The sequence below is a fragment of the Zoogloea sp. genome (assembly GCF_030157465.1).
In the GTDB taxonomy this organism is placed as follows: Bacteria; Pseudomonadota; Gammaproteobacteria; order Burkholderiales; family Rhodocyclaceae; genus Zoogloea.
Genome location: NZ_JAOAUU010000154.1, coordinates 22,936 through 34,919, shown reverse-complemented (window position 1 = coordinate 34,919; position 11,984 = coordinate 22,936). Strand labels below are relative to the sequence as shown.

Below are 11,984 nucleotides of genomic sequence, written 5' to 3'. Positions count from 1 at the left end.
CTGACGCAGCTTCGCTCTGAAGCACACGGGCAAGATGGGTTTGCCGGGTGCTTACAAGCGGACGAAGCTGGAGCCGAATGGATGCGATTGGCGAACGACTCGGAAGGCATTGCGCAGAACATCGACGGATTCATCCGACGCCAGAACAGGTTGGCTACGATCCGTCACAAGAGTGAAAAAGAAGGTGCCGCCGGGAACGATGGTGCGTCGATAGTGCTTGGGGAATGTCGGGTTGCGCTGAGCTAACCCGACCGGCTTGAACTGACAGGCAAGTCCCGACCCAATGCCGCCGTTGAGCTTTGAGGAAAGCTGTCGTTCAACGCCTGAATTAAGCCGCGCCGCGAAGCGGCGTCGGCTTGAATGAATTGTTAGGCCTCACCTGTGGTGCCAACTTTACCGCATCGAGTTCAGTCCAAACATGTTCCCCTCAGTATCCAGGCATAGCGTCACCCAGCCGAACTGGCCGATGGAGAATTTGGGGCGCAAGACCTTGCCGCCAGCTGCCACGACCCGTGCTTGTTGCACGGCGCAGTCGTCCACACTGAAGTAGATCAGGGTGCCGCCCGGCCCCGGTTGGGCATGGGGAGACTTGACCAGAGCGCCGGCTGCGCCGTATGCGCCCATGTCCGCGGGAAAGCTCCGCATCAAAGTCTCTCCGGTCGGATCGCCAATCGATTCCAACTTCTGCTGGAAGACGGCCTCGTAGAAGACCACAGCGCGGTCCATGTCTTCCACATATAAATCAAACCAGCCAATCGCGTTCGGCTTATTCATCGCAAGCTCCTTGTTCACGGTAAATCCGTGAGGCTAGCGGTCTTGCATTGCGCAGTCTTGTATGGATCAGACACCGAAGCGCTTGCGGTACTGCACCGGGGTGTAGCCGATGGCCTGTTTGAAGGCATGGATGAAATGGGCCTGATCGGCGTACAGATCGAGATAGTGCTTGCGGAAGGCCTGCTGCACGCGCAGGACTTTCAGCAGGTCATGCGGCGCGAAGCCAGTTTGTCGCTTGAGCATGCGTTGCAGTTGCCGGGGGGACATTTCAAGTAGCGCCGCCATATCGGCTACCGATCGGATGGCGTCAAGATTCAACAGGATGCGCGCAATGGCTGTATTCACACAGACGTAGCCATGCGTCATGCACCACCGCACCTGTTCAGCCAGCGCTGGCGCCATCTCGGTGAATTCAAGGCTCGCCAGCCGCTGAGCTGTCTGCACCAGCGGCAATGTACCTCGGTAGGGTGCGCCGACATATCTGTCCAAGATGTCGTTGCGATCCCCCTGCCATACCCCTGGATAGAACTGCACGCCCACGTAGTGGAACGATGTGCCGAGATTGAGTGTCGTGGCCTCGGTATGCAGTGCGGTGACTCCGGCGATCTCGGTGTCGGCCAGGTTGAACAAGAGGTTCACACAAGCATCGGGTAGTGCGTGATAGAGAAAATCCTCGGGCAACGTGGCAAGCGTCCGAAGCTCCCAGAAGCAGTGAACCACGTTGGACAGATCGTCGGTGGGGGGGAGCTCGGTATAGCGCACAGCAGGTCCATGAACCGAGAATCCGTCGGGAGTTGGGAAATACATGGGCGATCAGTCGCGCGAAGTTTCGGTGGCGAGGCCTAACGTGGAGCTAACCCGACTGCGCGGCTTTTTGCGCAGGTCGGGTTGAGCGTAGTGTTAGGCTCAGGCACGGAGGGACGATATTGCACACGGCAATTCCAAAATGCTATGGTGGGTGTGCTCTATATGTCGATTATTCGGGCAAATGGCAGACCGCTTCAATGTTGTTGCCCTCAGGGTCAATGACAAATGCTCCATAGTAGTTTGCATGATAGTCAGGACGTAGGCCAGGAGCTCCATTGTCTTTTCCGCCAGCGGCAATGGCTGCTTTGTAGAAGGCATGTACTTGCGCACGATTTTTTGCGCGCCATGCGAGGTGGCAACCAGATGTTGTGGTTGGACCGCCATACGGCGAAGGCCCGTCGATGAACCACACATCGGCCTTTTTGCCGTCAGGCTCAGATGCGTCTGGGTAGGCCAGACCAAGCATGTTTGAACCGTAATTGCCTTCGAAGCATACGCTGTAACCCAGCGGTGCCAGGGCTGCGCTGTAAAACGCTTTGGCCCGAGAAATATTAGTCACGCGAAATGTCATGTGGTCAAGCATGCGGGGAGTCCTAAAGTTGGTTTGGTGTGCAAGATGGCACCCCATAACTGTATGTGCATACAGTGAACTTTGCAAGTAGCCTAACGTTCGAGCTAAGCTGGCGCCAACGGTGTGACGCGCTGGCCGGCAAGCGAAAAATGGGCCGAAGGCCCTGCGCTTGCCGGCCAGCGTGGCACGCCGTTGGTGCTCAGCTTGAGCGAGGGGTTAGGCAGCGCTACTTCTTCTTTGCATGTGTCACGAGCGCCAAAACAAACTCATTGATCTTCTCAGTTGGAATTTTTGCGGACAATGACAAAATGGTTGTTAAATCGCCGTTGACATTTGAAAATTGTGCTGAGATTACTTTTGGGGACAGCGCTGAATATTCCTCTGGGATTGCTGCAACAAGCGTGGCCGGGTCAATACTTTTGTCAATAATTGCTTTCAGTTTCGAATCGATGTCGAACCCGAAGAGCCATGCAAGAGTTTGAGCAACTGAAGCTATCGATCCATTCAAGTTTGTACTTGGCTTCTCGATAACGGCGCTTACTGAATTATCTGCGAGTATTTTCAGAGAAATCGGGATGCTTGTGTCGAAGGACTGAGACAAGGTTCTAGTCTTCAGTGGACTGCCGGGAGAAGTTTCAATCACAGGCACCTTCGTCTTGAAGAATCCAATCTGCTTTACCTTCCAAACCAGCTTTGTTGCGGGAATGGGATTCTCGAAGCAACTCCAGACCTCAACACTACCGCCCAGCTTGATTACGGCCTTGGCACCATCGGAATCGAGCGCGCGTCGCCCGATATTTGGAACAATATTGTCAGGTTTATAGCTCTTGCAGTTGTCTCGGTTGTAGTCAAGTTTGTCGATCAGGGTCGGAAATTTCGCTTGGGCATCTTTCAGGTTGCCGATGACTCTCGCATCCAAATAAATTCCGTCTGGCTTTGTAATAACTCGAAAGTACGTTGAAACTTCAGTTGTAACTGTCGTGCCAAGTGCGTCCACCGCAATTGGTACGGGGCCAACAAGTACCTCATCATTGGCTGGCTGAGCGTTTGCTGTAAATCCGGCAGTTGCGGCGATTGCTGCGAATAATATTGCTTGAAAACTCTTCACTCTTCCTCCCTGGAAACCTCATCGGATTGATGAGTCGGTTGCGGCGTCAGCGTGTTCAGGACAGCTGGGGCGCCAAGACTGTTGATTGCGCTGCCTAACTTTGTTTTAGGGCGACTGCCCTGCTGTGTAACATCGGCGCTGCTCCGTAACATCGAACACCGACCTGCGTCGTAATGCGCTTGCCGCCTGAATGTACGAGGCATAGACTGTACAAAATAACAGTCATAACAAGCCATGAAAACCAGCACTGCACCGTTACCGCCGCTGCGCTCGGTCAAGGTTCTCGACCAGTTGCGTGAGCGCATACGCTACCTGCATTACAGCTTACGAACCGAACAGGCTTATGTCCACTGGGTTCGTGCCTTCATCCGTTTCCACGGTTTGCGTCACCCTGCAACCTTGGGCAGCAGCGAAGTCGAGGCATTTCTGTCCTGGCTGGCGAACGAGCGCAAGGTTTCGGCATCCACGCATCGTCAGGCATTGGCGGCCTTGCTGTTCTTCTATGGCAAGGTGCTGTGCGCAAATCTGCCCTGGCTTCAAGAGATCGGAAGACCGCGGCCGTCACGCCGTTTGCCGGTCGTGCTGACCCCGGATGAGGTGGTTCGCATCCTCGGTTTTTTGGAAGGCGAGCATCGTTTGTTCGCCCAGCTTCTTTATGGAACAGGCATGCGGATCAGCGAGGGCCTGCAACTGCGGGTCAAGGATCTGGATTTCGATCACGGCACGATCATCGTGCGGGAGGGCAAGGGCTCCAAGGATCGGGCACTGATGTTGCCCGAGAGCCTGGCGCACGGCCTGCGCGAGCAGGTGGCGCGTGCACGGGCATGGTGGCTGCAGGACCAGGCGGACAGCCGCAGTGGCGTTGCGCTTCCCGATGCCCTTGAGCGGAAGTATCCGCGCGCCGGGCATTCTTGGCCGTGGTTCTGGGTTTTTGCGCAGCACACGCATTCGACCGACCCACGGAGCGGTGTCGTGCGTCGCCATCACATGTATGACCAGACCTTTCAGCGCGCCTTCAAACGTGCCGTAGAACAAGCAGGTGTCGCGAAGCCAGCCACACCGCATACCCTGCGCCACTCGTTCGCGACGGCCTTGCTCCGCAGTGGTTACGACATTCGAACCGTGCAGGACCTGCTCGGCCATTCCGACGTCTCCACGACGATGATTTACACGCATGTGCTGAAAGTTGGCGGTGCCGGAGTGCGATCACCTCTTGACACGCTGCCGCCCCTTTAGCGAAAGCTAGGGCGGCGCAAGTCAATCCTGGTGAATTCACCACCCCTGCCCGAAGGCCATCGGGGCCGGATAGAACGGCCGGTTTCGGAATCTGCTCCCTGTGTCCGCTCCTGGCCGAATGCTGCCCGCGCTTGAGTGCCTCTTGCATGCATCCGCGATGCCATTCTCAGCGCACGGATGGAAGAGTGCCCAGCCTGACGTTGGCGCAGACGATGGTGACGACGGCGCATTCGATGGCGGCAGCCCATCGAATGCGCCGGTCTCCAAATGATGGGAAAAGCTACCGTGCCAGGCCGCCCGCTGGGTGGGCCGCCCGGCCCCGGGCTGCAGCCTGCGCCGGGGCCGGCAGTGTTCCGCCCACCCCGGCATTTCGGCCTTAAAACCCCTCGTCCGCCATCTCCAGCAGCAGCGAGTTATCCGCCTGCACCGTTGCCAGCAGGCCGCTGCTGCGGGTCAGGATGTGATCGGCGTAGAACTTCGCCGAGGCGATCTTGCTCTTGTAGAACGGGTCGTCGCTGCCGCCGGCGATGGCGGTGACTGCCTTGTGTGCGGCCTTGCCCATCAGCCAGCCGCCGGCCACTGTGGCGAACAGCTTGAGGAAGGGTTCGGCCACCACCAGGCCGGCGGCGGGCTGGGTGGCCATTTTTTCCAGCAGCGCCGCGGTGGCGGCTTCCAGGTCGGCGAGGCCGTTGCCGATGCGGGTGCCGATGGCGGCCAGCGTGGCGTTGCCGGAATCCACCAGGGCCGCCGCATCCGCGCGCATGTCGGCCACCAGGGCGGCGAGCACCTTGCCGCCGTCGCGGGCGATCTTGCGGCCGGCGAGGTCGGCGGCCTGGATGGCGGTGGTGCCTTCGTAGATCGGGGTGATGCGGGCGTCGCGCATGTATTGGGAGATGCCGGTTTCCTCGACGAAGCCCATGCCGCCGAAGATCTGGATCGCCAGCGAGGTGAGTTCCACCGAGCTTTCGGTGCTCCAGCCCTTGAGCACCGGGGTCAGCAGTTCAACGCGGCGGTGGGCGCTGTCGCGCTCGTCGGGGTCTTGCGACTGGTGGGCAATATCTTGCAGCGCGGCGATGGTGTAGGCCAGGGCGCGGATGGCTTCGGTGTGGCTTTGCTGGGTCATCAGCAGGCGGCGCACGTCCGGGTGGCGGACGATGGCGACGCGCTCGCCGGTTTTTTGCGTCATGTCGGTGCCCTGGACGCGGTCCTTGGCGTATTCCGAGGCCAGCTGCCAGGCGCGCTGGGCAACGCCGAGGCCTTCGGTGCCCACCGACAGGCGGGCCGAGTTCATCATCACGAACATGATTTCGAGGCCGCGCCCGAGCTGGCCGATGAGGTAGCCGGTGGAGCCGCCATGGTCGCCGTGGACCAGCGTGGTGGTGGGGCTGCCGTGCACGCCGAGCTTGTGTTCGATGGACGTGCAATACACGTCGTTGTGCTCGCCGGGCTTGCCGCTTTCGTCGAGGATGAACTTTGGCACCAGGAACAGCGACAGGCCCTTGACGCCGGCCGGGGCGTCGGGCGTGCGGGCCAGCACGAGGTGCACGATGTTGGCGGCCATGTCGTGGTCGCCGTAGGTGATGAAGATTTTCTGGCCGCTGATGCGGAAGCTGCCGTCGGCCTGGGGCACCGCGCGGCAGGCGATGGCGGCCAGGTCGGAGCCGGCCTGGGGCTCGGTGATGTTCATGGTGCCGGTCCATTCGCCCGACACGAGCTTGGGCAGCCAGGTGTCCTTGAGTTCGTCGGAGCCGGCGATCATCAGTGCCTCGATGGCGCCGTGGGTGAGGGTGATGACGTGGGAGAAGGACAGGTTGGCCGACTTCCACATTTCGCTCACGGCCACCGCCAGGAGGCGCGGCAGGCCCTGGCCGCCGTGATCGGGCGGGCAGGGCAGGGCCATCCAGCCGCCTTCGGCGAACTGCTTGTAGGCGTCGGCAAAGCCGGCGGCGGTGCGCACTTCGCCCTTGCCGTCGGCGCCGGCCAGCCAGCGCGCGCCGTCCCGGTCGCCCACCGGGTTGAGGGGCGACAGGATGTCGCCGGCGAAGCGCGAGGCTTCTTCGAGCACCGCGTCGATCAGGTCGGCGTCGCAGTCGGCGTAGCCGGGCAGGGCGCAAATTTTGTGGCTTTCGACCAGCTCATGAATGACGAAGCGCATGTCGCGCAGGGGGGCTTGGTAGTTGGACATAGTCTCCTCCTTAAATATCAAATAAGATCTCTTGCGTTGCGGGTGTATTGTAAAGTATATTTTCTCTGCGGTTCAAAATCTCATATCTGATACACGCCCGGCCCAAGAGCCGGCACACTTCCAACTGGAGGAGACACGATGAAAACCCAACGCATGCTGCCCGCCCTGATCCTGGCCACCCTGTCCGGCATGGCCCAGGCCGATATCAATATCGGCGTTTCCGTGTCGGCTACCGGCCCCGCGGCGTCCCTCGGCATTCCTGAAAAAAACACCTTCGCGATCCTGCCGACCAGCATCGCCGGCGAGAAGATCAACTACATCGTGCTCGATGACGGCACCGATCCCGGCCAGGCCACCAAGAACGCCCGCAAGCTGGTAACCGAAGACAAGGTGGATGTGCTGGTGGGTTCGTCCTCCACCCCGGCCTGCGCGGCCATGGCCGAAGTGGCCAACGAAACCGCCACGCCGCAGGTTGCGATGTGCCCGGTGGATCTGCCGGCGGCCAAGAACCAGTGGGTCTTTCGCGCACCGCAGCACAACTCGCTGATGGCCAAGGCGCTGGTCGGCCACATGCAGCAAAGCGGCGTCAAGACCCTCGGCTTCATCGGCTTCAACGACCCGTACGGCGAAGTGTGGCTGAAGGAAATCACCGCCGCGGCCGAAGCCGCCGGCATCAAGCTGGTGGCTGTCGAGCGCTATAACCGCGTGGATACCTCGGTGAGCGGCCAGGTGCTCAAGGTGGTTGCGGCCAAGCCCGACGCGGTGATGATCGCCGGTTCCGGCACCCCGGCTGCGCTGCCCCACACCACGCTGTTCGAGCGCGGCTACAAGGGCCAGATCTATCAAACCCACGCCGCGGCCAACAAAGAGTTCCTGAAGGTGGGCGGCAAGGCGGTTGAAGGCGGCATCCTGCCGATCGGCCCGGTTGCGGTGGCCAGCCAGCTGCCCGATTCGCACCCGTCGAAGAAGCCGGCGCTGGAATACATCAAGCTCTACGAGGCCAAGTACGGTGCCGGCAGCGTGTCGTCCTTCGGCGCTTACGCCTTTGATGCCTACAAGCTGATCGAGAAGGCTGTTCCCTCGGCGCTCAAGGCCGGCAAGCCGGGCACGCCCGCTTTCCGCAAGGGCCTGCGTGACGCCATCGAAGCCGAGCGTGAAGTGGCCGGTGCCCACGGCGTGTTCAACATGAGCGCCAACGACCACTTCGGCCTCGACGAGCGTGCCCGCGTGCTGGTGCGCGTGCAGGGCGGCGACTGGAAGATTCTTCCTTCCAAGTAAGGAGCGCGGACGATGACTACGATCATTCGTGATCCCGCCAAGCTGTTCGCCCCGGCCACCGTGCTGGTGGAGCACCGCGCCGACGGCAGCCGCGTGCTGCGCTCGCCGATGCCCCTCGGGGCGGTTCCCGACAAACTGGGCCAGAGCCTCGAGCGCTGGGCCGCGGAGGCGCCCGAGCGCACCTTCATGGCCGAGCGCGGCGCCAACGGCGAGTGGGTTCGCCTGAGCTACGCCGAAACCCTGGTCCGCGTGCGTGCCGTGGGCACCTGGCTGCTGGGCCAGAACCTGTCGGTGAATCGGCCGGTGGTGGTGCTGTCCGACAACAGCGTCGAGCACGCGGTGCTGATGCTGGCCGCGATGCACGTGGGTGTGCCGGTGTCGGCGATCTCCCAGGCCTACTCGCTGGTGTCCAAGGATTTTGCCAAGCTCAAGAGCAACATCGAGCACATCACGCCGGGCGTGATCTTCGTCGAGAACCACGCCCGCTTTGCGCCGGCGCTGGCCGCCATCGCCCCGCTGCATGACGGCGTGGTGGTGGCCGGCAGTGCGGGCGGCGCGGGGGAGGGCGCGGTGCCTTTCTCGACGCTGCTCGAGCGTACCGACGCAGCGGCCGTGGATGCGGCCTATGCCGCCGTGAATGGCGACACCATCGCCAAGTTCCTGTTTACGTCCGGTTCGGTTGGCGCGCCCAAGGCGGTGATCAACACCCAGCACATGATCTGCTCCAACCAGCAGGCCAAGGCGCAGATCTGGCCCTTCCTCGAACAGAACCCGCCGGTGGTGGTGGACTGGCTGCCGTGGAGCCATACCTTCGGCAGCAACCACAACTTCAACATGGTGCTGCGTAACGGCGGCACGATGTATCTCGACACCGGCAAGCCGGCGCCGGGCGCCTTCGAAACCAGTCTCAAGAACCTGCGCGACATTTCGCCCACCATTTATCTCAACGTGCCGCGCGGCTTCGACATGCTGGTGTCGGCGCTGCACGAGGATGTGTCCCTGCGTGAGGCTTTCTTCAAGAACCTGCAGGTCATCTTCTACGCCGCTGCCGCGCTGCCGCAGCACTTGTACGACGAGATCAACCGCCTGTCGATGGAAACCCTCGGCGTGCATGTGCCGCTGGTTTCCGGCTGGGGCTCCACCGAAACCGCGCCGCTGTGCACCGACAGCCACTTTGCGCCGGAGCGCTCGGGCGTGATCGGCATCCCGATTCCGGGCACCGAACTCAAGCTGGTGCCTTCGGCCGACAAGATGGAAGTGCGCGTGCGCGGCCACAACGTGATGCCCGGCTACTGGAAGCTGCCCGAGCTTTCAAAGGCGGCGTTCGACGAAGAAGGCTTCTACCAGATCGGTGATGCGGTCGAGTTCGTCGATAGCGCCCGCCCGCAAAAGGGGCTGCTGTTCGACGGCCGCGTGGGCGAAGACTTCAAGCTCGTCACCGGCACCTGGGTGCACGTGGGCAGCCTGCGCATGAAAGGCCTCGATGCCCTGGTGCCCATGGCCCAGGACATCGTCGTCACCGGCCACAACGGCGACGAGATCGGTTTTCTGATCTTTCCGAACGTGCCCGAGCTGCGCAAGCTGTCGGCCAACCTGCCGGCCGATGCGCCTGTCGAGGTGCTGCTGCGCCAGCCCTCGGTGCGCGCCATGGTGGCCCGCGGCCTCGCCACGCTCAAGAAGAGCGGCGGCGGCTCCGCCGGCTACGCGGCACGGGCCATGGTTCTGGTCGAGCCGCCCTCCATCGACGCCGGCGAGATTACCGACAAGGGCTACATCAACCAGCGCCTGGTGCTCACGCGCCGCGCCGACCTGGTGATGCGACTCCATTCCGAGCAGCCGGACGAGGACGTGATCCTGCTGCCGGCCGGCAAGGCCTGACAAGGGGACCGCGCGGGAATGGAGAACAGCACTCGCTCCCGCGCCCCAAAACAACAAGGAAGAAACATGAACTACGAAAACATCCTGGTCAGCATCGAGAACAGCATTGCCCACATCCGGCTCAACCGTCCGGCCAAGCGCAATGCCGTGAATAACGGCCTCCTGCAGGACATCGAAGCCTGCTTCGACAGCCTCGGCAGTGATGCCACGGTGGTGGTGATTTCCGGCGAAGGCGCGCACTTTTCGGCCGGCCTCGATCTGTCCGAGCACCAGATCCGCTCGCCCTTCGAAGTGCTGCAGCACTCCCAGTGGTGGCACAAGGTTTTCCAGAAGATCCAGTTCGGCGGCCGTCCGGTGGTGTCGGCGCTGCAGGGCGCGGTGGTGGGCGGCGGTCTTGAGCTGGCCACCAGCACTCACGTGCGGGTTGCCGACACGAGCGCCTTCTTCCAGTTGCCGGAAGGCCAGCGCGGCATCTTTGTCGGCGGCGGCGCCTCGGTGCGCGTCGGCAAGATCATCGGCCCCGACCGCATGACCGAAATGATGCTCACCGGCCGCCGCTACAGCGCCGAAGACGGCTACCGCCTCGGTCTGTCGCACTACCTCGTCGAAGAGGGCAAGGCCCTGGAAGAAGCCATGAAGCTGGCGGCCCAGATCGCCACCAATGCGCCGCTGTCCAACTGGGCGTCGATCACCGCGGTGGCCAACATCGGCGACATGTCGATGGCCAACGGCCTTTACACCGAATCCCTGGCCGCCGCGATTGCCCAGAGCAGCGACGAAGCCAACCGTCGCATGCAGGACTTCCTGAACCGCAAGAAGGGCTGAGAACATGGCTTACGAAGAATTCACCAACAGCGCACTGGTTACCCGCTACGACGACGTCTACCTGGTGGCCGGCGCCCGCACCCCGTTTGCCGATTACAACGGCGTGCTGCGCGATGTAAACCCGATCGACATGGGCATCTTTGCCGCCCGCGCGCTGTTTGAACGCAGCGGCATTCCGGCCTCCGAGGTGCAGTCGGTGGTGGGCGGCAACATGGCCCAGGCCGGTTTCGACGCCTACTACCTGCCGCGTCACATCGGCCTGTATTCCGGCGTGCCGGCAACGGCCCCGGCCATGCTGGCCACGCGCATCTGCGGCACCGGTTTCGAAACGATCCTGCAGGCGGCCAACCAGATCGCCCTGGGCAGCGCCCAGGTGGTGCTGGCGGTGGGCGCCGAATCCATGTCGCGCAACCCGGTGGCGGCCTACACGCACCGGGCGGGCTTTCGCATGGGGCAGATCGAGTTTCGCGATTTTTTGTGGGAAGCCTTCACCGACCCGGCGACCCGCCAGGGCATGGGCAACACCGCCGAAAACGTTGCCGTGAAGTACGGCATCACCCGTGAAGACGTGGATGCCTACGCCGCCCAGAGCTTTGCCCGCGCCAACGCCGCGTGGGATGGCGGCTACTTCGACGACGAAGTGGTGGCGGTGACCAGCGCCGAGTTTGCCCTGGAGGGCTACCAGAGCCGCTTTCTCAAGCTTGCCGATCGGCAGCAGTCTTTCGGGCGCGACGAGCACGTCAAGCCGACCAGCCTCGAAACCCTGCAAAAGCTCAAGCCCGCCTTCAAGGGCGTGCAGACCGGCGGCAACAGCTCGGCCATCGTCGATGGCGGCGCTGCGGTGCTGGTGGCATCCGGCGAATACGTGCGCGCCCACGGCCTCAAGCCGCTGGCCCGCATCGTTGGCGGAGCCTCGGCCGGCGTGCCGCCCGAGATCATGGGCATGGGCCCGGCGCCGGCGATCCGCGCGGTGCTGGCCAAGGCCGGCCTGAGCCTGGCCGATGTCGGCCGCGTCGAGATCAACGAAGCCTTTGGCGCCCAGTACCTCGGCTGCGAACGCGAACTCGGCCTCGACCGTGAGCGCGCCAACACCCGCGGCGGCGCCATCGCCATCGGTCACCCGCTGGGTGCCTCCGGCATGCGCCTGACGCACACCGTGTCGCGCCAGCTCTCGCTGGACGACCAGCAGTTCGGCATCGCGTCGGCCTGCGTCGGCGGCGGCCAGGGTATGGCGATTCTCGTCGAGCGCGCCTGATACACGGTAGGGGCGACTTCAGTCGCCCGCGGAGACGGATCAACGGCTTGCCTGTGATTCAACGCGC

Annotated in this window: 11 protein-coding genes; 6 read left to right on the top strand and 5 right to left on the bottom strand. The window is 62.4% G+C overall.

Translation table 11 applies throughout. The features are described from left to right. Positions 1 to 246: hypothetical protein (locus Q1W26_RS18930; protein WP_300443274.1), on the top strand; the 246-nt coding region annotated here is incomplete at its 5' end. A 147-nt stretch (positions 247 to 393) separates the two neighbouring features. On the opposite strand, the gene Q1W26_RS18925 is transcribed toward Q1W26_RS18930, so the two are convergent. From Q1W26_RS18925 to Q1W26_RS18910, 4 genes are all read right to left on the bottom strand, one after another. Continuing rightward, entirely contained in the window at positions 394 to 792 is a 399-nt protein-coding gene (locus Q1W26_RS18925) for a VOC family protein (RefSeq protein WP_300443272.1), read from the bottom strand. A 48-nt stretch (positions 793 to 840) separates the two neighbouring features. Continuing rightward, positions 841 to 1,581, bottom strand: a complete 741-nt coding sequence (locus Q1W26_RS18920; RefSeq protein WP_300443271.1) for an AraC family transcriptional regulator — start codon at positions 1,579 to 1,581, stop codon at positions 841 to 843. A 169-nt stretch (positions 1,582 to 1,750) separates the two neighbouring features. Beyond that, positions 1,751 to 2,164, bottom strand: a complete 414-nt coding sequence (locus tag Q1W26_RS18915; RefSeq protein ID WP_300443269.1) for a VOC family protein — start codon at positions 2,162 to 2,164, stop codon at positions 1,751 to 1,753. A 214-nt stretch (positions 2,165 to 2,378) separates the two neighbouring features. Further along, complete coding sequence (locus Q1W26_RS18910; protein ID WP_300443268.1) at positions 2,379 to 3,260, bottom strand: hypothetical protein; 882 nt, start codon at positions 3,258 to 3,260, stop codon at positions 2,379 to 2,381. Positions 3,261 to 3,494: 234 nt separating this feature from the next. Here Q1W26_RS18910 and Q1W26_RS18905 point away from each other — a divergent pair, with 234 nt between their 5' ends. Continuing rightward, positions 3,495 to 4,496 (top strand): integron integrase, encoded by a 1,002-nt coding sequence (locus Q1W26_RS18905; RefSeq protein WP_300443267.1) that lies wholly within the window; start codon positions 3,495 to 3,497, stop codon positions 4,494 to 4,496. A 376-nt stretch (positions 4,497 to 4,872) separates the two neighbouring features. On the opposite strand, the gene Q1W26_RS18900 is transcribed toward Q1W26_RS18905, so the two are convergent. Then, complete coding sequence (locus Q1W26_RS18900) at positions 4,873 to 6,681, bottom strand: acyl-CoA dehydrogenase (protein ID WP_300443265.1); 1,809 nt, start codon at positions 6,679 to 6,681, stop codon at positions 4,873 to 4,875. Positions 6,682 to 6,819: 138 nt separating this feature from the next. Between Q1W26_RS18900 and Q1W26_RS18895 the strand changes: the two genes are divergently transcribed. The 4 genes from Q1W26_RS18895 (at position 6,820) to Q1W26_RS18880 (ending at position 11,917) form a co-directional block, all read left to right on the top strand. Beyond that, complete coding sequence (locus Q1W26_RS18895) at positions 6,820 to 7,959, top strand: ABC transporter substrate-binding protein (protein ID WP_300443263.1); 1,140 nt, start codon at positions 6,820 to 6,822, stop codon at positions 7,957 to 7,959. 12 nt (positions 7,960 to 7,971) lie between these two features. Beyond that, positions 7,972 to 9,837 carry a feruloyl-CoA synthase gene (locus Q1W26_RS18890; protein ID WP_300443261.1) on the top strand — a complete coding sequence of 622 codons (1,866 nt, stop codon included), beginning with the start codon at positions 7,972 to 7,974 and terminating at the stop codon, positions 9,835 to 9,837. A 66-nt stretch (positions 9,838 to 9,903) separates the two neighbouring features. Beyond that, a complete protein-coding gene (locus Q1W26_RS18885) occupies positions 9,904 to 10,662 on the top strand; it encodes a crotonase/enoyl-CoA hydratase family protein (protein ID WP_300443259.1) in 759 nt (252 codons plus the stop codon). 4 nt (positions 10,663 to 10,666) lie between these two features. After that, on the top strand, positions 10,667 to 11,917 hold the full coding sequence (locus Q1W26_RS18880; RefSeq protein ID WP_300443257.1) for a thiolase family protein: 1,251 nt from the start codon (positions 10,667 to 10,669) through the stop codon (positions 11,915 to 11,917). Positions 11,918 to 11,984 lie beyond the last annotated feature (67 nt).